This window comes from Kitasatospora sp. CM 4170, assembly GCF_032110285.1.
In the GTDB taxonomy this organism is placed as follows: Bacteria; Actinomycetota; Actinomycetes; order Streptomycetales; family Streptomycetaceae; genus Kitasatospora; species Kitasatospora aburaviensis.
The window spans coordinates 6663471-6688914 of the sequence record NZ_CP134877.1 but is presented as its reverse complement, the minus strand read 5'-3'; the positions used below and the strand labels follow the sequence as shown (position 1 = coordinate 6688914).

7 protein-coding genes are annotated in these 25444 nt (G+C 71.0%); 2 read left to right on the top strand and 5 right to left on the bottom strand.

Annotation, left to right across the window (positions count from 1 at the left end):
- Window positions 1-22: 22 nt before the first annotated feature.
- From RMN57_RS28435 to RMN57_RS28415, 5 genes are all read right to left on the bottom strand, one after another.
- Window positions 23-6529: an SDR family NAD(P)-dependent oxidoreductase gene (locus RMN57_RS28435; RefSeq protein WP_313766130.1), complete on the bottom strand. Its 6507-nt coding sequence runs from the start codon at window positions 6527-6529 to the stop codon at window positions 23-25.
- Window positions 6530-6585: 56 nt separating this feature from the next.
- Complete coding sequence (locus RMN57_RS28430) at window positions 6586-12096, bottom strand: SDR family NAD(P)-dependent oxidoreductase (RefSeq protein WP_313766129.1); 5511 nt, start codon at window positions 12094-12096, stop codon at window positions 6586-6588.
- A 176-nt stretch (window positions 12097-12272) separates the two neighbouring features.
- On the bottom strand, window positions 12273-13487 hold the full coding sequence (locus tag RMN57_RS28425; RefSeq protein WP_313766128.1) for a pyridoxal phosphate-dependent aminotransferase family protein: 1215 nt from the start codon (window positions 13485-13487) through the stop codon (window positions 12273-12275).
- Window positions 13488-13591: 104 nt separating this feature from the next.
- On the bottom strand, window positions 13592-19951 hold the full coding sequence (locus RMN57_RS28420; protein ID WP_313766127.1) for a type I polyketide synthase: 6360 nt from the start codon (window positions 19949-19951) through the stop codon (window positions 13592-13594).
- A 75-nt stretch (window positions 19952-20026) separates the two neighbouring features.
- Window positions 20027-22255, bottom strand: coding sequence for an MMPL family transporter (locus RMN57_RS28415; protein ID WP_313766126.1), 2229 nt, complete (start codon window positions 22253-22255; stop codon window positions 20027-20029).
- Between the two features lie 1126 nt (window positions 22256-23381).
- Here RMN57_RS28415 and RMN57_RS28410 point away from each other — a divergent pair.
- Window positions 23382-24803: a cytochrome P450 gene (locus RMN57_RS28410; RefSeq protein WP_313766125.1), complete on the top strand. Its 1422-nt coding sequence runs from the start codon at window positions 23382-23384 to the stop codon at window positions 24801-24803.
- Entirely contained in the window at window positions 24800-25378 is a 579-nt protein-coding gene (locus RMN57_RS28405) for a DUF2867 domain-containing protein (RefSeq protein ID WP_313766124.1), read from the top strand. Before RMN57_RS28410 ends, RMN57_RS28405 begins: the two co-directional genes overlap by 4 nt.
- The last annotated feature ends 66 nt before the right edge of the window (window positions 25379-25444 follow it).

Genomic DNA, 25444 nt, shown 5'->3' with positions numbered 1-25444 from the left:
TGCTCGTCCGCGTTCCCCGTTGTCATGCCGCACCGAGCTCCTTGTCGATCAGGTCGAACATTTCGTCGTCGGACACCGCGTCGAGCTCGTCGTCCGCCGTCGTTCCCGTGCCGTCCAGCTGGCTGTCGTGTCCGCTGAGGACGACACGCATCCGGTTGCTCAGGTAGCGCAGTCGCGACTCGATGCCGGCGAGTACGCGCTCGTCGCCGACCGCCGCGGTCAGCAGTTCCTCGAACCGCGTCAGTTCCTCGTCGAACGGCGATCGGACTTCCTCGGTTGCGCCGCCACCGGCTTCCTTCAGAAGCAGCCGGGCCACGTCGGCCGGTGTCGGGTGGTCGAAGACGAGGGTGGCGGGCAGCCGCAGTCCGGTGATCCGGGTGAGCCGGTTGCGCAGCTCCACCGCGGCCAGCGAGTCGAAGCCGAGCTCCTTGAACGCCCGGTCCGGTGACACCTCCGCGCCGGACGCGTTGCCGCGCACCGCCGCGACCTGGGCCTGGACCAGTTCTTGCACGAGCTGTTCCGCGTCGGCCTCCGTGAGACCGGCGAGCCGCTGGGTGAGCGACCCGCCCGCCGAATCGGCACGCCGGGCTGCCGTACGCACCAGGCCCCGCAGCAGCGCGGGCAGCATCCCGTCCTGGGCCTGGAGCCGCAGCGCCGCCAGGTCCAGCCGTACGGGCACCAACAGCGCCGTTTCGGAGCCGAGGGAGTGGTCGAAGAGCTCCAGACCGAGTTCCTGGGAGAGCGCCCCGACGCCGGTCCGCTCCATCCGGGCGAGGTCGGCCTCGCCCAGCTCGCCGGTCATGCCCGTGGCGTCGGCCCAGAGGCCCCAGGCCAGGGACGTGGCGGGCAGGCCTTCCGTGCGGCGCTTGGCCGCGAGGGCGTCGAGTGCCGCATTGGCCGCCGCGTAGTTCGCCTGACCCGGGTTGCCCAGCTGCCCTGCGGCGGAGGAGAAGAGGACGAAGGCCGCGAGGTCCATGCCGGCGGTCAGCTCGTGCAGGTGCCACGCCGCGTCCACCTTCGGACGCATGACCCGCTCGACCTGCTCCGCGGTCATCGACTCGATCACACCGTCGTCCAGCACACCCGCCGCATGCACGACCGCCGTCAGCGGCCGCTCCAACGATGCGATGAGAGAAGCCACTTGGTCACGGTCGGCGACATCGCAGGCCTCGACCCGCACCGTCGCACCGGCCTCCGCCAGCTCCGCCACCAGCTCGGCGACACCCTCCGCCGCCGCACCCCGCCGGCTCACCAGCAACAGGTCACGGACCCCGTGACGCTCCACCAGGTGCTTCGCGAACAGCGCACCCAGACCGGACGTACCACCCGTGACCAGCACCGGCCCGGAGGGGTCGAGCGCCTGCGGAACCGTGAGGACGACCTTGCCGATGTTTCGGCCCTCACGCAGGAACCGCAGTGCTTCGGCACCCCGACGCACATCCCACGCACGTATGGGCGCGCTCGTGGTCACGCCGAGCTCGAACAGCGCGCTGATCTCGACCAGCATCTCCTGGATCCGGTCCGGACCCGCCTCCAGGAGGTCGTACGAGCGGTACCGGACGCCGGCGTGCGCGGCGCCGACGACCTTCGGGTCGCGGATGTCGGTCTTGCCCATCTCGATGAACCGGCCACCCCGGGGCAGCAGTTCGAGCGTGGTGTCGACGTACTCGCCCGCGAGGGCGTTGAGGACCACGTCGACGCCCGCACCCCCGGTCGCCTCAAGGAACGCGTCACGGAAGGCCAGATCGCGCGAGGAGGCGATCCGCCCGTCCGCAACACCCAGCGCCCGCACCGCATCCCACTTGTGCGCACTCGCCGTCGCGAACACCTCCGCACCCAGGTGATGGGCCAGCTGCACCGCGGCCATCCCCACACCACCCGCGGCGGCGTGCACCAACACCCGCTCCCCCGCCCGCAGCCCCGCGAGGTCGACCAGACCGTAGTACGCCGTCAGATAGACCACCGGCACGGCCGCCGCCTGCGCGAAGGTCAGGTTGGACGGCATCGGCACGATCGTGCGACGGTCCGCGACGGCGACCGGGCCGAAGGCGTCGAGGATCAGGCCGTAGACGCGGTCGCCGGGCTTCAGGTCGGTCACCTCGGCACCGACTTCGAGCACGACACCCGCAGCCTCACTGCCCAGCGGCGCCTCACCCGGATACATCCCCAGCGCGATCAGCACGTCCCGGAAGTTCACCCCCGCAGCCCGCACATCGACCCGCACCTCACCAGCACCCAACGGCCGGCCACCCTCGGACGGAACCAGCGCCAGATCCTCCAACGAACCCGCACGCCCCACCGCCAGACGCCACGCACCACCCGCCGGCAACGACGCGGAAACCCGCCCCAGCCTCGGCACCAGCACCCGACCACCACGCACCGCGAACTGCGGCTCCTCACCACCCGCGAACGAACCCCACTCCGGAACCCCGCCCCCGTCCCCGTCCACATCGACCAACACGAACCGACCCGGATGCTCCGACTGCGCACTACGCACCAGACCCCACACCGGAGCCAGCGCCACATCCGGCAGCTCATCACCCACACCCACGCCCCGACGGGTTACCACCGCCAGACGCGCCTCACTCAGCCCCTCCACGGCCAGCCAACGCTGCACCAGCCCCAGGACCTCCACCGCAACCGACCGCGCCGCCTCCGGCCCCCCACCCACAGGAACCCCGACCTCGGCAACGACCAGCTCCGGAACCTCCGCCCCACCGGCCAGCGCCTGCTCCAACGCGCCCAGGTCCGCGAACTCCTCACCGAGGACGGCCACCCGCACCGAACCCACCGGCTCAGCCGCGACCTCCACCCAGTCCACCCGGAACAGCGCATCGCCGACACCCTGCGAACGCTCAAGCTGCGAAGCATCCACCGGACGGAGTCCGAGGGAGTCGATGGCGACGACGGTGGCCCCGGTCTCGTCGATCACGTCGATCCGCAGCGCGGTACCCCCGGCCGGGGAGATCCGTACGCGGGCGCGGGTCGTACGGGACTCCCCGAGCCGGACCCCGGACCAGGAGAACGGGAGGTCCACCCCGGATCCGGCCGCCTTGGAGAGCATGCCTCCGTGCAGTGCGGCGTCGAAGAGCGCGGGGTGACATCCGGAGCCGACGCCGACGGCGTCGTCCGGGAGCGCGATCTCGGTGTAGACATCGTCGCCGACCCGCCATGCTGCCCGAACGCCCTGGAAGAGCGGCCCGTAGTCGAGGCCGATATCGGCCAGCCGCGGGTAGAGCCCTTCGACGGGGATGGATTCGGCGTTGGCGGGCGGCCACTGGAGCGGGAACGCCGCTACCGGCTCGGCGTCCTCGGTCAGCCAGCCACGACCGTGACAGGTCGTCCCGACCTCCTCGTCACCCTCACCGGCCTCCGGACGGGAATACACCCCGACCTCACGACGCCCGTCCTCACCAGCCGCACCGATCGTGACCTGAACCTGGAGCACCGCATCGTCCTCCAGGACCAACGGCGCCTCCAACACCAGCTCACCCAGCACCCCACACCCCACCTGACGGCCGGCCGACAACGCCATCTCCACCAGCGCAGCACCGGGCACCAACACCAACCCGAACACCATGTGGTCACGGGTCCAGGGCTGGGTCTCCTGGGACATCCGCCCCGCGAACACCCACTCATCCCGGTCCCCCACCCGCACCGCGGCACCCAGCACGGGATGGTCCACCCGCACCAGACCAGCCGCGGACACATCACCACCACCCACACCCGGCATCAGCCAGAACCGCTCACGCTGGAACGCATACGTCGGCAGGACCGTGCGCGCGGCACCCGTGTCCTTGTAGAACACGGACCAGTCCACCGCCACACCCACCGCGAAAGCCTCGGCAAGCGACAACGCGAACCGGCGCAGACCACCCTCACCACGCCGCAACGACCCGACCACACCCACACGCTCAGCCACACCGTGCGCGCTCAACGTGCCCTCAAGCGCCAGACCCAGCACCGGATGCGGAGACATCTCCACGAAACAGCCCGCGCCCTGGTCCACCAGAGCCCGCACCGCCGCCTCGAAACCGACCCGGCCCCGCAGGTTCCCGTACCAATACCCGGCGTCCAGCATGGCCGTGTCCACGAACCCACCGACCGCGGTGGAGTAGAACGGCACACTCCCCGACACCGGCTTCAGCGAGGCCAGGACCTCGCCCAGCTCGTCCTCGATGGCCTCCACCTGCGCGGAGTGCGACGCGTAGTCCACCGCCACCCGACGCGCACGAACACCCTCGCCCTCACACCGGGCCACGATCTCGTCCAACGCCGCGGGCTCACCCGCAACCACCACCGACGCCGGCCCGTTCACCGCAGCCACCGACACCCGACCGCCGAACGGACCCACCAACTCCTCGGCCCGCTCCACACCGACCGCCAGCGACACCATGCCACCCCGGCCCGCCAAACGCTCCCGCACCAGACGACTGCGCAGCGCCACCACCCGCGCACCGTCCCCCAGCGACAGACCACCCGCCACACACGCAGCGGCGATCTCCCCCTGGGAATGACCCACCACCGCGGACGGCTCGACACCGAAGGAACGCCACAACCCGGCCAGGGACACCATCACCGCCCACAACACCGGCTGGACGACATCCACCAGCTCCAGCGACGGCGCACCCTCCGCCCCACGCAACACATCCACCACACGCCAGTCCACGAACGCGGACAGCGCCTCATCACACTCCGCGATCAACCCCGCGAACACCGGCGACGAGTCCAGCAACTCCACCGCCATACCAGCCCACTGCGCCCCCTGACCCGGGAACACGAACACCGGCCGACCCGCCACCACACGACCCTCAACCACCTGCGACGCCGGATCACCCGCAGCCAACGCGCCCAGACCGGCCAGAAGTTCACCACGATCGGAGGCCACGACCACACCACGGGAATCCAACTGCGCCCGCGACACCACCGACGAGAAGCCGACGTCGGCGAGCGACAGTCCCGGCTCGGCGATCAGATGAGCCCGCAGCCGGTCCGCCTGCTCACGCAGCGCCGCCCCCGACTTGGCCGACACCACCACCGGAACCACCGGCAGCTCAACACCCCGGACCGGTACCTCCGCCACCTCGGCCGCCTCGGCCGGCTCCGCGGCCGGCTCCGCGGCCGGGGCCTCCTCCAGAATCACGTGCGCATTCGTACCGCTCACACCGAACGACGACACACCCGCACGCCGCGGACGCCCCTCCGACGAAGACCACTCCCGCGCCTCGGTCAGCAGTTCCACCGCACCCGAGGCCCAGTCCACGTGCGGCGACGGCTCGTCCACATGCAGCGTCCGCGGCAGAACCCCGTGCCGCATCGCCATCACCATCTTGATCACACCGCCGACACCCGCCGCAGCCTGCGTGTGTCCGATGTTCGACTTCAGCGAGCCGAGCCAGAGCGGGTCGCCCGAGCGCTGCTGACCGTAGGTCGCCAGCAGCGCCTGGGCCTCGATCGGGTCACCCAGCTTCGTGCCCGTCCCATGACCCTCGACCGCATCGACGTCCGCCGTGCTCAGACCCGCGTTGGCCAGCGCCGCCCGAATCACCCGCTCCTGCGAAGGACCGTTCGGCGCGGTCAGGCCGTTGCTCGCACCGTCCTGGTTCACCGCACTCCCGCGCAGCACCGCCAGCACGTCGTGCCCCTTGCGACGCGCATCCGACAGTCGCTCCAGCACCACCAGACCCACGCCCTCGGCCCAGCCGGTCCCGTTGGCGGCGGCCGCGTACGCCCGGCAGCGCCCGTCCGGGGAGATTCCACGCTGGCGGCTGAACTCCACGAAGACGTTCGGCCGAGCGAGCACCGTCACACCGCCGACGAGCGCCATCGAGCACTCGCCCAGTCGCAGGGCCTTGGCCGCGCTGTCCATCGCGACGAGCGAGGACGAGCAGGCCGTGTCGACCGTGACGGCCGGGCCCTCGAAGCCGAACGTGTAGGAGATCCGGCCGGAGGCGACGCTGCCCGCCGAGGAGATCGTGAGGTAGCCCTCGATCTGCTCCCGGCGGTCACTCGTGCCGGCGACGAACCCGTAGTCCTGGTACATCACACCGCAGAACACACCGGTGTCGCTGCCGCGCAGCGTCGTCGGGTCGATGCCGGCGTTCTCGAACGCCTCCCACGCGGCCTCCAGCAGCAGCCGCTGCTGCGGGTCCATGGCCAGGGCCTCGCGGGGGCTCAGCCCGAAGAACTCGGCGTCGAAGTCGCCCGCCGCGTCGACGAACCCACCCTCACGGGTGTACGCGGTGCCCGGGTTGTCCGGGTCCGGGTGGTAGAGGTTCTCCAGGTCCCAGCCGCGGTCGGTGGGGAACCGGGAGGTGCCGATGCGCCCGTCCGACACCATCGACCACAGCTCGTCCGGCGAGGTGACCCCGCCCGGGTAGCGGCAGCTCATTCCCACGATCGCCAACGGCTCGTTGGCCCGGTCCTCGTACTCGCGCAGCCGGGACTTGGTCTCGTTGAGGTCGACGGCGACCCGCCTCAGCGACTCGACGAGTTTGCTCTGCTGGAGGGCATTGCTGTCACCACTCATGGCCACGTTCTCTCTGAGGTAGTTCTGAAAGTAGTCCGGTCTCGTCCGAGCACGTGTCACGCGTCGTGGAACTCGGCGTCGATCATCTGCAGGATCTCCATAGCGGAGGTGGCCGCCTCGATCTGAGCGAGGTCGTTGTCGGTCCGCTCGATGTCGGTGAGCGCGGTGAGCATGGCGCGCAGTCGGCCGGCCACACGCTTCTTCTCCCCGTCCTCCGCGATCCCGGCGAGGAGGTCTTCGAGCCTCTTCAGCTCCTGGTCGATCGGCGGTTCGGCAACGGCCGGGGCCATCCTGGCCAGCACGAGCCGGGTGACCGCCACCGAGGTCGGGTGGTCGAAGACCAGGGTCGACGGGAACCGCAGGCCGGTGACGCGGCTGAGCCGGTTGCGCAGCTCGACGGCGCTCAGGGAGTCGAAGCCGAGTTCCTGGAACGCGCGGGCCGGGTCGACGGCCCCGGGGGACGCATGGCCCAGGACCCCCGCTACCTGGGCCTGAACGACCTGGAGGACGACGCCCTCCCGTTCGGGCTCGGCCACGTCGGCCAGCCGCTGCGCGAGCGATTCGTCCGTTTCCGCACGGCGGGCCGACGAACCCACCAGCGCGCGCATCAGCGCGGGGAGTATGCCGGCTCGTGCCTGGGCCCGCAGCGCGGCCAGGTCGAGCCGGACCGGCGCCAGCAGGGCGGTGTCGAGGGCCAGGGCCTGGTCGAACAGCTTCGGTCCGAGGTCGGCGGGGATGGCGCCGACGCCGATGCGTTCGAGCCGTGCCACCTCGGCTTCGGCCAGTTCACCGGACATGCCGCCCGCGTCCGCCCAGAGGCCCCAGGCCAGCGAGGTCGCGGCCAGGCCGTCCGCCCGGCGCTTGGCGGCCAGGGCGTCGAGGGCCGCGTTGGCCGCCGCGTAGTTCGCCTGACCGGGAGTACCGATCAGCGCCGACACCGAGGAGAAGAGGACGAAGGCCGCGAGGTCCATGCCGGCGGTCAGCTCGTGCAGGTGCCACGCCGCGTCCACCTTCGGACGCATGACCCGCTCGACCTGCTCCGCGGTCATCGACTCGATCACACCGTCGTCCAACACACCCGCCGCATGCACGACCGCCGCCAGCGGCCGATCCAACGATGCGATGAGAGACGCCAGTTGGTCACGGTCGGCGACGTCGCAGGCCTCGACCCGCACCGCCGCACCGGCCACCGCCAACTCCGCCACCAGCTCGGCGACACCCTCCGCCGCCGCACCACGCCGGCTCACCAGCAACAGGTCCTCGACCCCGTGACGCTCCACCAGATGCCGCGCGAACAGCGCACCCAGACCGGACGTACCACCCGTGACCAGCACCGTCCCGTCCAGCACCGGCCCCGCGCCGGGTGCGGCCGACACCCGCACCAGCCGCGGCGCGAGCAGCCGGCCACCACGCACCGCGAACTGCGGCTCGTCCGAACCGAACACCTTCGCCCAGTCCGCCGCACCGGCCTCGTCCACATCGACGAGCACGAACCGCCCCGGGTGCTCCGACTGTGCACTGCGCACCAGACCCCATACCGGGGCCTGCGCCACGTCCGGCGTCCCCTCGCCGGCGTCCACGCCGTTGCGGGTCACCACGATCAGCCGGGCCTCACTCAGCCGCGCGCTCTCCACCCAACGCTGCACGAGCGCAAGGGTCTTCGTCGCGACCGCCGTCGCCGCTCCGGCCACGTCGGCGGCACCCGCCGGGGACCCCACCGAGGCGAGCACGACCTCCGGAGTGGCCATGCCGTCGGCGAGGGCCTTCTCCAGCACGTCCAGGTCCTCGAAGCGCTCGCCCGGCGCCACCAGGTCGCCGAGTACGGCCGTCCGGACCGTTGCGGCCGGCGCGGACGTGACCTGGACCCAGTCGAGTTGGAAGAGGGAGTTCCGGTGGACGCGCTGTCTGTTGTCCAACTGGTCCTGCTGCACGGGGCGCAGGTCGAGACGGGCCAGGTTCAGCACCGGTTCGCCGTGCTGGCCGGTGATGTCGACCCGGAACGCGGAGTCGCCCGCCGGGGCGATCCGTACCCGTGCCCGCGAGGCACGGGTGGCCTGCCCGAGCCGGACGCCCGACCAGGTGAACGGCAGGTCGAGCGGGGACCCCGCCTCCTTGTCGAGCAGGACACCGTGGAGTGCCGCGTCGAAGAGGGCCGGGTGGATGCCGAAGCCCTCGCCACCACCGTCACCCGGCAGTTCCACCTCGGCGTACGTCCGGTCGCCGTTGCGCCAGGCCGCCCGCACACCCTGGAAGACCGGCCCGTAGTCGTACCCGAGATCGGCCAGACCCGCGTACAGCCCGTCCACGGGAAGCGGCTCGACCCCGGTGGGCGGCCACTCGGCCGGCCACGCCTCACCGGGCTCGGCATCGGGGCCGAGCAGTCCACGCGCGTGGCAGACCGCCTCCCGCTCGTCCTCGTCACCGCTCTCCGGACGGGTGTACACCGCCACCTCGCGGCGCCCGTCCGCAGCAGCCGGACCCACCGTGACCTGGACCTGCAGCGCCACACCGTCGGACAGGGCCAACGGCGCCTCCAGGACGAGTTCGTCGACGACGGGGGTGTCGGTCTGGCGGCCGGCGGTGAGGGCGAGCTCGACCAGCGCGGTCCCGGGCACGATCACCGTGCCGAGGACGACGTGGTCACGGGTCCAGGGCTGGGTGTCGGTGGACAGCCGGCCGGTCAGGACCCACTCGTCACGGTCGCCGACCTGGACGGCCGCCGCCAGGACCGGATGCCCGATCCGGCTCTGCCCGGCCGCCACCACGTCCCCGGCACCGCTGCCCGGCGCGAGCCAGTACCGCTCACGCTGGAACGCGTAGGTCGGCAGGGGCGTACGTGCGGCTCCGCTGGCCTTGTAGAACGCGGACCAGTCCACCTCCACACCCGCGATGTGGACCTGCCCGAGGAACTTGACGAAGGTCTGCACCTCGGGGTGCTTGGCACGCAGCGCCGGCACCAGCACCGATTCCGTACCGGTGGCGTGGTCGCCGAGTTCTTCCAGGGTCTGGCGGGCCATCGCGGTGAGCACACCGTCCGGGCCGAGCTCCAGGAAGCGGCGCACGCCCGCCTCGTGGAGCGTCCGCACACCGTCCGCGAAACGCACCGCCTGACGCACGTGCCGCACCCAGTAACCCGGATCGGCAAGCTCGGACGAGACCAGAGCGCCCGTCACGTTCGACACCACCGCGATCCGCGGCGCCGCATACGACAGACCCCGCGCGACCTGCTCGAACTCCGCGAGCATCGGCTCCATCCGCGGCGAGTGGAACGCGTGACTCACCCGCAGACGCGAAGTCTTGCGGCCCTCCCAGGCCGGAAGCCACTCCTCGGCGGCGTCCGCGTCACCGGAGACGACCACCGACCGCGGGCCGTTGACCGCCGCGATCTCCAGCCGGCCCTCGAACCCGGCCAGCGAGGCCGCGACCTCGTCCTCCCCCGCCTGCACCGCGACCATCGCACCGCCCGTCGGCAGCGCGCCCATCAGCCGGCCACGCGCCACCACCAGCGCGCAGGCATCCGCCAGCGACAGCACACCCGCCACGTGCGCGGCCACGATCTCACCGACCGAGTGCCCCATCACGTGGTCCACCCGGACCCCGAAGGACTCCACCAGGCGGAACAGCGCCACCTCGACCGCGAACAGTGCGGCCTGCGTGAACTCCGTCGCATCCAGCAGAGCCGCCTCCGCCGAACCCTCCTCCGCACTCAACAGCGCCCACAGCGAACGCCCCAGCAGCGGATCCAGCTCCGCACACACCTGCTCCAGCGCGGCGTCGAACGCCGGGAACGCCCCCGCCAGCTCCACACCCATCCGAGCCCGCTGCGAACCCTGACCGGTGAACAACACCGCCGTCCGCCCCGCCACCACACGGCCCTCAACCACCCGAGCCGCCGGATCACCGACCGCCAACGCCGCCAGACCAGCGAGGAGTTCATCCCGATCGGACGCCACCACCACACCACGGGAATCCAACTGTGCCCGCGACACCACGGAAGAGAAGCCGACATCCGTCAGAGAGACCTTCGGCTCCGCCAGAAGATGCGCCCGCAGCCGCTCGGCCTGCTCACGCAGCGCCGCACCGGACTTCGCCGACACCACCACCGGAACCACCGGCAACTCCACGCCCCGGACCGGCAGCCCGGCCGACTCCGTCATCTCCGCCGGCTCCGCGGCCGGAGCCTCCTCCAGAATCACATGCGCGTTCGTCCCACTGATCCCGAACGACGACACCGCAGCACGCCGCGGGCGCTCCGCCGACGCGGGCCACTCCCGCGCCTCCGTCAACAGCTCCACCGCACCCGAGGCCCAGTCCACGTGCGGCGACGGCTCGTCCACGTGCAGCGTCCGCGGCAGCACCCCGTGCCGCATCGCCATCACCATCTTGATCACACCGCCGACACCCGCCGCAGCCTGCGTGTGCCCGACGTTCGACTTCAGCGAGCCGAGCCACAGCGGGTCACCCGACCGCTCCCGGCCGTAGGTCGCCAGCAGCGCCTCGGCCTCGATCGGGTCACCCAGGGTGGTGCCGGTCCCGTGGCCCTCCACCGCATCGACGTCCGCCGCGGTCAGACCCGCGTTGGCCAGGGCCTGCCGGATCACCCGCTCCTGCGACGGGCCGTTCGGGGCGGTCAGGCCGTTGCTCGCACCGTCCTGGTTCACCGCACTCCCGCGCAGCACCGCCAGCACGTTGTGCCCCTTGCGACGCGCGTCCGACAGCCGTTCCAGCAGGAGCAGGCCCGAGCCCTCGGCCCAGCCGGTGCCGTCGGCGGCGGCCGCGTACGCCTTGCAACGTCCGTCGGCCGAAATGGCGCGCTGGCGGCTGAACTCCACGAAGATGCTCGGCCGGGACAGGACGGTGACGCCGCCCGCGAGGGCCATCGAGCACTCGCCCGAGCGCAGCGCCTTCGCAGCCAGGGCGATCGCGACGAGCGAGGAGGAGCAGGCGGTGTCGACCGTGACGGCCGGGCCCTCGAAGCCGAACGTGTAGGAGATCCGGCCGGAGGCCACGCTGGCCGCAGAGGCGATCGTCAGATAGCCCTCGACCTCGGAGGCCCGGTCGCTGGTGCCGGCGACGTACTGGTAGTCCGAGTACATGAGGCCGCAGAAGACACCGGTGTCACTGCCCCGCAGCGACGTCGGGTCGATGCCGGCGTCCTCGAACGCCTCCCACGCGCCCTCCAGCAGCAGCCGCTGCTGCGGGTCCATGACCACGGCCTCGCGGGGGCTCAGTCCGAAGAACTCGGCGTCGAACTCGTCCGCGCCGTCGACGAAGCCGCCCTCTCGGGTGTACGCGGTACCGGGGTTGTCCGGATCGGGGTCGTAGAGCCGTCCGAGTTCCCAGCCGCGGCCCTCCGGGAACGGGGACACCGCGTCGCGGCCCGATGCCACCAGCTCCCACAGCTCCTCCGGGGAGGTCACTCCGCCGGGGTAGCGGCAGCTCATGCCCACGATCGCCAACGGCTCGTTGGCCTGGTCCATGAGCTGCTTGTTCTGTCGCCGCAGGCGCTCGGTCTCCTTGATCGACTTCCGGAGAGCGCCGACGATGTCGTTCTTGTCGGTGGACATTCCTACTCCTTCACGTCAGGGCACGGGACGGGAATCGCGTTCCGGACAGCACGAATGACACGTTCTTCTTCCTCCTGACCGCCCGAATCGGGATTCGGAGGGCCACGCCGCCTGTCGACCGGCACCACCCACCGACGGCCCGGATCCCTTCCGGGCCGTCGGTGGTACGGGTGGGGTCAGAGCAGGCCCTTGTCCCGGAGCTTCGTCGACACCTCGATGAAGTTGCTCAGCTGCTCGTCGGTGTGCGCGGCGTTGATGATGATGCGGAGCACCGCCTGGCCCCGGCGCGCCGCCGGGTACAGGTACGGCGGCACCCGGATGCCCTCGTCGAGGTAGGCGTGGAAGAGCTCCACGCACCTGCGTTCGTCGCCGATCACGAGCGAGGAGAAGCAGGTCTCGGTGTCGGTGACGGGGAGTTCGGCGTCGAGGAGCATCTTGCGGAAGTCGGCGACCTTCGCCAGGTACCCGTCGACGATCTCCGGCTCGTCGTACGCGAGCAGTTTGGTGATGTAGTCCGTGCCGGCCGCGGCCGGTGCGGACATTCCCGCGGTGAACGATCCGGTGCCGGACAGCAGCTCGAATCCCAGGATGGCGTCCTTGGGTCCGGCGATGAGGCCGCCTTCGAGCCCGACGGCCTTCTTCATGGACACCATGATGAAGTCGGCGCGCTGCATACCGGCGTACTCTTCGGCGAACTTGCGGTGCGGAGGGCCGTAGAGCAGGAACCCGTTGGCGTCGTCGACGTACGACACCGCGCCGTAGCGCTCGCACACGTCGACGAGTTCGTGCATCGGGGCCACCGTGCCGTCGATGGAGAACACCGACTCCAGCACGACGACGACCCGCTTGCCGGCCAGTCCCTTGAGGACCTCCTCGAGGCTCTCCACGGAATTGTGCTTGAACGAGAAGATCCGTTCGCCGAACTTCAGGCCTTCGACGGACTTCCACAGCGACCAGTGCGCATCGCGGTCGAACACGAAGACCACGTCGCGGTTCACCATGGCAACGCCCGGCATGAACGAATGGGTTCCGGACATCGCGTTGATGAAGCCGATGTTGGCGAGGGTGCCGGTTCCGAAGCTGATCGCCGCTTCCTTCTTCAGGTACGCGGCAATCGTGGTCTCCATCTCGATGTGAGCGGGGGAGACACCCTGAACGGTACGGGATCCGCCGCTGGCCAGGCCGTACTTCCTGGTGGCGTCGAGCAGGCGGTCCATGACGTCGTCGCGGCGCTGGAGGTTCAGCATGTTCACCGACGCGAAGTTGGACACCAGGGTGTCGGTGCCGTGCACGGCGCCGGGGATGAGGCGGGACACCGGCGGGCCGGTGATGCCCGCGGCCCGGATGCCCTCGGCGAACTTGTCGAAATTCCAGCCGGGGAGAGTCGTCATCGTGAGCAGACCTCGTTTTCCTTCGTCAGCGTGTGAATACCTGGGCCGGCGCGTCCTCGGGCCGGGCGCGGTGGGGATGCTCGTCCGCGGGCCGTACCGTCGGGTCAGCCCTCTACGGGGGCCGGGCCGGCCGGTGCCGCGGTGCCGGGCCGACCGTCCGCCAGTTCGCGCAGCCGGTCGAGGACGCCCGACGCCTGCAGGTCGCTGACGGGGATCGAGGCCAGCAGGGCGCGGATCGCGGCCTCCTCGGCCGGCTCGGTGGTGGTCTCGCTCGCCGGCTTCACCAGGGTGAGCAGGTGCTGCGCGATCGCCAGCGAGGTCGGGTGGTCGAACACGAGGGTGGGCGGCAGCTGCAGCGACGTCAGGCGGGTGAGCCGGTTGCCGAGTTCGACGGCGCTGAGCGAGTCGAATCCGAGCGACTGGAGCTCACGCTCCGGGTCGACCATGTCCGCCGCGTCGTGGCCGAGCACCGCGGCGACCTGGACCCGGACGAGGTCCAGGACGACCTTCTCGCGGTCGGCCTCGGCTACGCCGGCGAGCCGCTGCTCCAGCGACCGGCCGCTGTCCGGGCCGCCGGGCCGTGCCCGCACCAGCCCGCGCAGCAGCCCCGGCAGCATGCCCCCGGACGCCTGGCGGCGCAGGGCGGCGTTGTCGAGTCGTACGGGCGCCAGCAGGGCGGTGTCCAGGCCGAGCGCCTGGTCGAACAGCTCCAGCCCGAGGGCCGCGGGGAGCGAGCGTACGCCCATCCGCTCGAGCCGGGCGATGTCCGAGGCCTGCAGCTGGGCGGCCATGCCCGCGTCGTTCGCCCACAGGCCCCACGCGAGGGAGGTGGCGGGGAGCCCGTCGGCGCGCCGCTGGGCGGCGAGCGCGTCGAGTGCGGCGTTGGCGGCCGCGTAGTTCGCCTGGCCGGGGCTGCCGATGAGGGCGGCCACGGACGAGAACAGGACGAACGCCGATGCTCCGCGGTCCTTGGTGAGCTCGTGCAGGTGCCACGCGCCGTCGGCCTTGGGGGCCATGACCCGGGCCACCTGGGCCGGGGTCATCGACTCGACCACGCCGTCGTCCAGCAGGCCGGCCGCGTGGACGACCGCGCCCAGCGGGCCCTCCACCGAGTCGAGCACCCGGGCCACCTGGTCGCGCTCGGCGACGTCGCACGCCTCGACCCGGACGTCGGCGCCCGCGGCCTCCAGCTCGGACACCAGTTCGGCGGCGCCTTCGGCGTCGGGACCGCGCCGGCTGACCAGCACCAGGTTCCGCGCCCCGTGCCGTTCGACGAGGTGTCGGGCCAGCAGCGCACCCAGGCCGCCGGTACCTCCGGTGATCACGATGGTGCCGTCCAGGTCCGGTGCCGTCGGTACGGTCAGCACCACCTTGCCGATGTTGCGGCCCTCGCGGAGGTACCGGAACGCCTCCTGGGCACTGCGCACGTCCCAGGACCTGCACGGCCCGAGGTCGATCGCCCCCTGTGCGAAGAGCGTGAGCAGCTCGCGCAGCATCTCCTGGATGCGGTCCGCCCCCGCCTCCATCAGGTCGAAGGCCCGGTAGCGGACACCCGGGTGCTCCCGCTCCACCATGTCCGTGTCACGGATGTCGGTCTTGCCGATCTCCAGGAACCGGCCGCCGCGCGGCAACAGGCTCAGGGACGCGTCGACGTACTCCCCGGCGAGCGAGTTCAGCACCACGTCGACGCCGTCGCCGCCGGTGGCCTCCCGGAAGGCGTCCCGGAACTCCAGGTCGCGCGAGGAGGCGATCCGGTCGGCCGGGATGCCCCGGTCCAGCAGGGCGCCCCACTTCGGCCGGCTCGCGGTCGTGAACACCTCGGCACCCACGTGGCGGGCCAGTTGGACGGCCGCCGAGCCCACGCCGCCGGCCGCGGCGTGCACGAGCAGGCGCTCCCCGGCCTGCAGGTCGGCCAGGTCGAACAGGCCGCGGTACGCGGTGAGGTACACGATGGGAACCGATGCCGCCTCGGCGAACGACCAGTCGGCCGGCATCGGGGCGAGCATCCGCCGGTCGGACACGGCCACGGGGCCGAACGAGTCGGCGACGAGCCCGAAGACCCGGTCTCCCGGAGCCAGGTCGGTGACGTCCGCACCGACCTCAAGGACCACGCCGGAGGCCTCGGTGCCCATGTCGGCCTCGCCCGGGTACATCCCGAGGGCGATGAGCACGTCGCGGAAGTTCAGGCCGGCGGCCCGCACCCCGATCCGGACGTCGCCCGCGCCGAGCGGCCGGTCGCCGTCGGACGGAAGGACGGCCAGCCCGTCCAGCGACCCCTTGGTGGCGGCCGTCAGCCTCCACGGTCCGTCCGGCAGCACCGCGGCCCTGGCCAGGCGCGGCACGGCGAACCGGTTCTCGCGCACCGCGAGCTGCGGCTCGTCGTCGAGGGCGGCGGCCAGGGCTCCCCACTCGGGTGCCGCGCTGCCGTCGAGGTCGACGAGCACGAACCGGCCGGGCCGCTCGGACTGGGCACTGTGCACCAGGCCCCAGACGGCGGCCTGGGCGATGTCGGGCCGTTCGCAACCGACCGCGACGGCGCCGCGGGTCACGAACACCAGGCGCGTGTCCACGAGCCATTCGCTGACGAGCCACTGCTGCACCAGCATCAGGGCGTCTTCCGTGGCCTTGCGGGCGGCCGCGGCCGGGTCGCCCGCCGGGGTCTCGACCGCGACCAGGACCAGGTCGGGGGCGGGCATGCCCACGGCGACCTCGTCCTCCAGCGCGTACAGGTCGACGAACCGGTCTCCCGGGGCCTGGAGGTCGCCGAGGACCGCGAGGCGCACGTCGCGGGGTTCGGGGGTCGCGACCGTGGCCCAGTCGACCTGGTACAGCGACTGCTCGGTGCTCTTGCGTGCCCGCCCGAGCTGGCCCGGCTCCACCGTGCGCACGGCGAGCTTGTCGACGCTCACCACGAGCTGACCGGCGTCGTCGACCATGACGATCCGCACGGCGGACTCGCCGGCCGGGCTGACCCGGACCCGGACAGCGGTCGCGCCGGCCCGGCCGAGCCGGATGCCCGACCAGGAGAACGGCAGCACCACCGGGTCGCCGGGCCGGGTGTCGAGCATCCCGGTGTGCAGGGTGGCGTCGAACAGCGCGGGGTGGACGGCGAATCCGGTGCTCGGGGCGTTGTCGGACAGCGCCACCTCTGCGTACACCTCGTCGCCGGCCCGCCACACGGCGCGGACGTTCTGGAAGAGCGGCCCGTAGTGGAGCCCGTACTCGGTGAGCATCGGGTAGAGCCCGTCCACGGCGACCGGCTCGGCCCCGGTGGGCGGCCACGCCAGGACGGGCTCCGGCTCATCCTCCGATGCCGCGGCGAGGACACCGCGCGCGTGGCAGACCAGCACGGACGCGTCCTCGTCGGCGGATTCCGCGGCGGACAGGACGGCGACCTCGCGGCGCCCGTCGGCGTCGGCCGTTCCGACCGTCACCTGGATCCGGCGTGCCGCCCCCTCTTCGAGGACCAGCGGCGCCTGGAGGGTGAGTTCCGCGAGGACGGGGCTGCCGACCTGACCACCGGCGGTCAGCGCCATGTCGACCAGGCCGGTGCCGGGGACGATGGTCACCCCGAGCACGACGTGGTCGCGGGTCCACGGCTGGAGATCGGTGGAGAGACGGCCGGTGAACACCCACTCGTCCCGGGTGCCGACCTGGACCGCGCCGAGCAGGATCGGGTGCTCCAACGCGTTCAGCCCGAACGCGACGGCGTCGCCCGCCTCAGCGCCGGAGGCCTGCCAGTACCGGTCGTTCTGGAACGCGTAGGTCGGGAGCTTGACCCGGGCCGCGCCCGTGGCCTTGTAGAACGCGGACCAGTCCACGTCCACGCCCGCGATGTGGGCCTGCCCGAGGAACTTGACGAAGGTCTGCGCCTCGGGGTGCTTGGCCCGCAGCGCGGGGACCAGCACCGCGTCCTGTACACCGAGCTCGTCCAGACTCTGGCGGGCCATCGCGGTGAGCACACCGTCCGGGCCGAGCTCCAGGAAGCGGCGCACGCCCGCCTCGTGGAGCGTCCGCACACCGTCCGCGAAGCGCACCGCCTGACGCACGTGCCGCACCCAGTAGCCCGGATCGGCAAGCTCGGACGAGACCAGAGCGCCCGTCACGTTCGACACCACCGCGATCCGCGGCGCCGCATACGACAGACCCCGGGCGACCTGCTCGAACTCCGCGAGCATCGGCTCCATCCGCGGCGAGTGGAAAGCGTGACTCACCCGCAGACGCGAAGTCTTGCGGCCCTCCCAGGCCGGAAGCCACTCCTCGGCGGCGTCCGCGTCACCGGAGACGACCACCGACCGCGGGCCGTTGACCGCCGCGATCTCCAGCCGGCCCTCGAACCCGGCCAGCGAGGCCGCGACCTCGTCCTCCCCCGCCTGCACCGCGACCATCGCACCGCCCGTCGGCAGCGCGCCCATCAGCCGGCCACGCGCCACCACCAGCGCGCAGGCATCCGCCAGCGACAGCACACCCGCCACGTGCGCGGCCACGATCTCACCGACCGAGTGCCCCATCACGTGGTCCACCCGGATCCCGAAGGACTCCACCAGGCGGAACAGCGCCACCTCGACCGCGAACAGTGCGGCCTGCGTGAACTCCGTCGCATCCAGCAGAGCCGCCTGCTCCGTGCCCTCCTCCGCGCTCAACAGCGCCCACAGCGAACGCCCCAGCAGCGGATCCAGCTCCGCACACACCTGCTCCAGCGCGGTGTCGAAGGCCGGGAACGCCCCCGCCAGCTCCACACCCATCCGAGCCCGCTGCGAACCCTGACCGGTGAACAACACCGCCGTCCGACCCGGAACCACGCGGCCCTCAACCACCCGAGCCGCCGGATCGCCGACCGCCAACGCCGCCAGACCGGCAAGGAGTTCATCCCGGTCCGAGGCGACCACCACACCACGGGAGTCGAGCTGCGCCCGGGAGACCACGGAAGAGAAGCCGACATCCGTCAGGGAGGCCTTCGGCTCCGCCAGAAGGTGCGCCCGCAGCCGCTCGGCCTGCTCACGCAGCGCCGCACCGGACTTGCCCGACACCACCACCGGCACGAGCGGCAGCTCGGCCGACTCCGGTGCCTCGGCCGGCTCCGCGGCCGGAGCCTCCTCCAGAATCACATGCGCGTTCGTCCCACTGATCCCGAACGACGACACCGCAGCACGCCGCGGACGCTCCGCCGACGCAGGCCACTCCCGCGCCTCCGTCAACAGCTCCACCGCACCCGAAGCCCAGTCCACGTGCGGCGACGGCTCATCCACATGCAGCGTCCGCGGCAGAACCCCGTGCCGCATCGCCATCACCATCTTGATCACACCCGCCACACCGGCAGCCGCCGAGGTGTGCCCGATGTTCGACTTGATCGAGCCCAGCCACAGCGGGTCACCCGCCCGCTCCCGGCCATAGGTCGCCAGCAGCGCCCGGGCCTCGATCGGGTCACCCAGGGTGGTGCCGGTGCCATGGCCCTCCACCGCGTCCACGTCCGCCGCGGTCAGACCCGCGTTGGCCAGGGCGGCCCGGATGACGCGCTCCTGCGAGGGACCGTTCGGCGCGGTCAGGCCGTTGCTCGCACCGTCCTGGTTCACCGCGGTGCCGCGGATCACGGCGAGGACGTCGTGCCCCTTGCGGCGGGCGTCCGACAGCCGTTCCAGGACGACCAGGCCGACGCCCTCGGAGAAGCCGGTGCCGTCGGCGGCGGCCGCGTAGGACTTGCAGCGCCCGTCCACGGACAGCCCCCGTTGGCGGCTGAACTCCACGAACAGGAAGGGTCCGGACAGCACTGTGGCGCCGCCGACCAGGGCCATCGAGCACTCGCCCGAGCGCAGCGACTGCGCCGCCATGTGCAGCGCCACCGCCGACGAGGAGCACGCCGTGTCCACCGACACCGCCGGGCCTTCGAGGCCGAGGGCGTAGGAGATCCGGCCGGAGGCCACACTCGACGACTTGCCGGTGAGGCGGTAGCCCTCCAGCTCCGGGGCGGGCCCGCTGCCGTAGTCGGAGCCGGTCACACCGCAGAAGACGCCGATGTCGCCGCCGGTGAGGGAGCTCGGGTCGATGCCCGCGTTCTCCAGCGCCTCCCAGGCCACCGGGAGCAGCAGTCGCTGCTGCGGGTCCATGGCCATCGCCTCGCGGGGGCTGACGCCGAAGAAGTCGGCGTCGAAGTCGCCCACCGCGTCGAGGAAGCCGCCGCCCTGGTTGTAGAACCTCCCGGCCTCGTCCGGGTCCGGGTCGTAGAGTCCCTCCAGGTCCCAGCCGCGGTCGGCCGGCATCCCGGAGACGGCGTCCCGGCCGGAGGCCACGAGGTCCCACAGTTCCTCCGGGGAGGTGACTCCACCGGGGTAGCGACAGCTCATTCCCACGATCGCCAGCGGTTCGCTCAGCTGGTCCAGGATGCGGTTCTTGTCCTGGCGCAGCCGGTCGTTCTCCTTGAGCGATTGCCGGAGCGCCTCGACGAGTTCGTTCTCATCAATGGGCATGGTTCTGGGCACCTCCAAGTCAGCGCCCCGGGGGGCGAATTGATCGTCACCCCGGGGCGGGGCGGGCGGAACGCCTCAGCTGTGTGCGCCGGCCGTGGCCGGCGTCTTCTCCTCGTCGGGGTCCGATTCGCTGATGCCGAACCGGTCGTGGAACCGCTTCAGCGGTCCGGGTGCCCACCAGTTCGCGGTGCCCAGCAGCCGCATGAAGGCGGGCACGAGCACGCCGCGGACGAGCGTCGCGTCGAGCAGGACGGCCAGCGGAAGGCCGATGCCGAGTCCCTTGACGTAGCTGACGCTGGAGAAGGTGAGGCCGGCGAACGCCATGGCGAGCAGCAGGGCCGCGTACGTGACGACCCGGCCGGTGCGTTCGAGGCCGAAGGCGACCGCCTCGTCGTTGCGGCCGGTCCTGCGGTACTCCTCCGTGATGCGGGACAGGATGAAGACCGCGTAGTCCAGCGACAGCGCGAAGGCGATCGCGACGACGACGATGGGCACGAGCCAGGTGAGTGCTCCGGTGACGACGAAGTCGCCGACGAGCCACTTCAGGTGCCCCTCCTGGAGGATGTACACCAGGGCGCCGAAGGTTGCGGAGAGGCTCAGGGCGCTCAGCAGGATCGCCTTCAGGGGCAGCAGGACGCTACCCGTCAGCAGGAACAGCAGGACGAGGCTGCCGATGGCGAGGATGGCGATGGCGATCGGCAACCGGTCGCCCAGGACGTCGAAGGTGTCGACGGAGTCGGCCGGCGCGCCGCCGACGAGGACCGCGAAGGGTGCTGCGGCGTCGCGCACGGTGCGGACGAGTGCGGCGCCGTCGTCGCCGTAGGGGTCGACGCTGAGCACGAGGGACAGGTAGGTGTCGGACTCGTTGGCGAACCGTGCCGAGGCGGGGTCCGCCTCCAGGACCTTCTGGCCCTTGCTGTAGCCGCCGGTGAGGGCGTCGACCCTGGCGACCGCGCTGTTCTGGGAGAGCTGCTTGGCGTACCGGTCGATGTCCGCGGTGCGGGAGGCGGGGCTCCCGATGTCCGTGGCCACCACCGTGAGGGTGTCCTGCTCACGGTTGTCGAACTTGTCGCGGACGGTGGTGGCGACCTGTGCCGACTGTGCCGTGGGGGGCAGGATCTGCTCGTCGGGCAGCCGCGCCTTCATGTCCATCGCCGGCGAGGCGAGGAACATCATGAAGGCCAGGACCGCCAGGAGGAGGGGCACCGGGCGGCGCATCACGAACATGGCGAGCCGGTGCCAGAAGCCCTCGCTGTCCACGCGGGCGGCGGTGGCGTTCTTGCGGGCCCGGCGCCCGGCGATGCGGTCCGGTCCCATCCAGACCAACAGGGCGGGCACGATCAGCAGGGTGGTGGCGGCGGCGGTGAGGCCGGTGAGGACGGAGCCGACGGCCAGCGAATGGAAGACGGTGAACGGCAGCACCAGCATGGAGCCGAGGGCCACGGCCAAGGTGGTCGCGGAGAAGACCACCGTGCGCCCGACGGTGCGCATCGTCGTGCGGATGGCGTCCGGTACGGGGGCGCCGGCGGCGAGTTCCTCCCGGTAGCGGGTGATGAAGAGCAGGCTGTAGTCGATCGCCAGGCCCAGGCCCAGGAACGTGGTGACCATCGTCACCATGTCCGCGATCTCCATCAGGAACGTGATGGCGAACAGCAGGCCCATCACCACGAACGTCGTGGTGATCGCGATGGCCAGGGGCAGCAGCGCGGCACGGAGGCTGCCGAAGATCAGTACCAGGAGGACGAGGACGACGGGGATGAAGAACGCCTCGGCCTTCAGCGAGTCGTCGGCCGCCGTTTCGAGGTTCTCCACCCACATGAGGCCGCTGCCGCCGAGTTTGACGTCGAGGCCGTCGACCGTTCCGGAGTAGGTCTTCTTCAGCACCTTCGCACGTTCCTGGACCGTGTCGAAGTCACCGACGATGCGGCCCAGGACCAGCGCCTGCTTGTGGTCCTTGCCGCGCATCGCGGACGACTGCGTCGTCCAGTAGGAGACGACGTCGCTCACGCCCTGCTCGGCGGCGACCTTCCTGGTGAGCTCGGCGCCGGCCGCGGCCACGTCCGGAGCGTCCACCCCGCGCTCGTCCTGCACCAGGATGACGAGGTTCGGCGGTCCCTGGTCGAACCGGTCCTCCAGCGCCTCGGCGGCGCGCGAGGATTCGGTCCCCGGGCTCCCGTATCCCCCGAGCGTGACGCGCGACGTAAGACCGACACCGAGGGCTGCGAAGGCGAGCGCCGCGATCAGCGTGATCAGGAGCACCCGCTTGGGCCTGTTGATCGCGAGGTCGGCAATGCGGTTCAGCAACTGGCACCCCTCGGTTCGCGGCGCGAGGAGGACTCACGCGAAACGTGCGACATTCGGATCCTTGACCCTCCGTTGGCGGCTGCGAGGCGGCGTTCGGGCTGCCTCGACCTCACGACTCACCAGCAATGAGCCGCCGGGTGCGCGGCTGGATACACATCGATCGAGAAACACAGGGGCATCGACTGCGGGCCGAGAGGTCGGTATACGATGCCGCCGGGCGAGCAGGGCGGAGCGCGTGCGGCCGTTGCACGGCCGGCAACTGTGCTCCGTCGAAGGCGTGTTGACGACACCTTGCACCGGCGGGCCGGGATCGGGCTCCGTCGCCCGGGCGGCGGTTCGCGCGGACGTTCGTCAGACCGAAGCGGCCCCCGGATCCGTTCGACCGCCGGGACTCCGGACCGCGCCGGGCAGGGACCTCCGCCGGTTTGGCCGGCTCACCGAAGGGTACAGATCGCTCGCCGCGGAGCCTCCACGCCGCCCGTACGGCCCTGTACGGCCCCGTCCGAACCAGTGCGGACCCGCCGGACCCGCGTCACCCCGATGAACGCGGTGTCGAGGGCTCACCCACCTGCGCGTACCCCTGATGAGTCAGCGGAGAGATCAGTGAATGCGAGCGACGACCACACGGAACCAGCCTCGGACGAAGCGGTGCTCCGCAGGCTCTCGGATGTCATCGGGCCCTGTCCCGAGAGGGTGACCGAAAGCGCCAAGGCCCTCTTCCAGCGCTTCGGCACCCGTGGAGACCCGGCCTTCTCCCCCGAAGGACCAGGTCCCGGCTTCCCCCCGCACGTCGAAGGACTCTCACTGAACATGACGCAGCAGATCCCCTGACGGTTCATCACCGTTCAGAGGTTTCCGGCTCGGGCGTCGACAGGAAGCTGCCAACCCGTATCGGACGGCCACGAGCGACGACTATAGAGGCAGAAGTCGACCATGAGGAAGCATCTTCCGCAGGCGGGGCGAACTGACCCCCGGTGAGTTGTATCCACGGCCGGGAGCGCGGGCTCTTCATGGTGTCAGGCCATCTCCGCTTCGACGGCACGAGAACGGTTGAACATAGAACCATGCCGGCGTGCCTCCCATCCGACGTCCGATCAGCAGTGATCCGAGAACTCCAGGGACGGACATGAGCACTACCGAAACGACCCCCGCCGCCGCCCGTTGCCCGGTCGACCATTCCGCCGGGCGTCGTCCCCCGGTCACCATCCGGGCCGCCGACCTGCCGGCACCGAAGGCGCCGGGAGCCGTGCAGACGTACATGTTCACGAAGTTCCAGACGGACTGGCTCGAGAAGGTCCGGGACAAGCTCGGTCACCGGTTCAAGCTCCAGCTCCGCCCCGGTCCCGACATGTACGTGATCTCCGATCCGGGTGACGTCAAGGAGATGTTCCAGGCGTCCCCCGACGTCCTGCACACCGGCAACGGGAACGACGTGTCCCGCAAGTTCTTCGGCCGGACCGGCCTCGCCTTCCTCGACGGGGACGAGCACAAGGTCCGGCGCAAGGAGCTGCTGCCCAGCTTCAAGGGCACGGCGTACCTGCGGATCAAGGCCGCGATCGAGGAGATGGCGGAGCGCGACATCCCCAACTGGCCCCAGAACAAGGTGATGCCGCTGCGCCCGATCATCCACCGGTTCACCGTCGAGGTGATCCGTGAGGTCGTGTTCGGCAAGGTCACCCCCTCGTGCTGGGACCAGCTGATCGAAGAGATCATGGGTGTCGTCGAGCTGAACGAGCACATGACGGCGGCCTTCCCGCTGGAGCAGATGTCGGGCTTCTCGAACTGGCTGATCAAGTCGATCCCCAGCACCGGCCTGGCCTCCTTCCTCAAGCACCGCGCCCGCGCGGACGAGCTGCTCTTCGAGGCCTTCAACGAGCGCCGCGAGATCGGCCAGCTCGACGACGACCTGCTGTCGATGATGCTCAAGATCGAGGTCGACGGCCGCAAGCTGACCGACGTCGAACTCCGCGACGAGATCATGACGTTGTTCCTCGCCGGCACGGAGACCACCGTGTCGTCCGTCGCCTGGGCGCTGGAGTACCTGAGCCGGTTCCCCGTCGAGCTGGCTCGCTTGCGGGACGAGATCGACGCGGGCGATACTGACGACTACCTTGAGGCAGTCTGCTACGAGGTGCTTCGCCTCCGTCCGCCGCTGCCACTGCTGATGCCCCGTGAGGTGATGAAGCCGATCCAGATCGGCGGTGTGTACTACGAACCCGGTGACATCGTGTGGGCCAGTTCCCACCTGCTGAGCACCGATCCGAACAACTTCGACGAACCCAAGGCGTTCCGCCCCGAGCGGTACCTCAACGTCAAGCTGGACACCACCGCCTGGGCCCCGTTCGGAGGCAACATCACCCGTTGCCCCGGCGACAAGATCGCGGTGGACGAGATGAAGAGCGTGCTGCGCGTGGTTCTGTCCCACTTCGATCTGGACCGCCCCGACAAGACGCCCGAGCGGGTACACCACCGCGGAATCCTCATCAAGCCCGAGCACGGTGCCCGCATGGCGCTCCGAGCACGCAAGAGGAAGGCTGTCACTGCATGAGGGTGCCGAACGAGTTGTACACCGCCCGGCCCTGGCGGATCCACGAGTTCACCAAGGACTTCACCCTGGAGGACGTGTGGGCCCTGCCGACGCCGGGCGGACCGGACGACCTGCCGCGTCTGGTGAAGCAGTTCACCTCGAACGACGACTCCGAGATGTCCGCGTCCGTGATCCGCGTCCTGTTCGCGATCCGCTGGAAGATCGGCGCGCTGCTCGGGCTGGACAAGGCCGAGGACGGCGTCGGCAAGCGCGTGGCGTCCCTGCGCGACCGGCTGCCGGCCGACCTCCTGGAGCTGCCCGACGGGCCGGACTTCGAGCTGGTGCCGCTCCGCTCCGTCTACCAGACCGACACCGAGTACGTGGCCGAGATGGCCAACAAGACCTGCCACGTGCTGATGCACATCGGCTGGGTCCCGGACGGGACCGGCGGGTACCGCGGCGAGATGGCCGCGCTGGTCAAGCCCAACGGGCTGTTCGGCAAGGCCTACATGGCCGGGATCACGCCCTTCCGCCGGGCCCTGGTGGTCCCCTCCCTCATCCGCGGGATCGGCAACAACTGGTCGAAGTACGCCTGACCGCTCCCTGACGTGACGACCCGGCGGCCGCGGCGCCGTCGCCGGGTCGGTCGGGCGGTACCCACC

Coding starts and splice junctions, on each gene's coding strand:
- RMN57_RS28435 (WP_313766130.1), bottom strand. CDS start 6,529: ATGAGTGGTGACAGCAATGCCCTCCAGCAGAGCAAACTCGTCGAGTCG.
- RMN57_RS28425 (WP_313766128.1), bottom strand. CDS start 13,487: ATGACGACTCTCCCCGGCTGGAATTTCGACAAGTTCGCCGAGGGCATC.
- RMN57_RS28410 (WP_313766125.1), top strand. CDS start 23,382: ATGAGCACTACCGAAACGACCCCCGCCGCCGCCCGTTGCCCGGTCGAC.
- RMN57_RS28420 (WP_313766127.1), bottom strand. CDS start 19,951: ATGCCCATTGATGAGAACGAACTCGTCGAGGCGCTCCGGCAATCGCTC.
- RMN57_RS28430 (WP_313766129.1), bottom strand. CDS start 12,096: ATGTCCACCGACAAGAACGACATCGTCGGCGCTCTCCGGAAGTCGATC.
- RMN57_RS28405 (WP_313766124.1), top strand. CDS start 24,800: ATGAGGGTGCCGAACGAGTTGTACACCGCCCGGCCCTGGCGGATCCAC.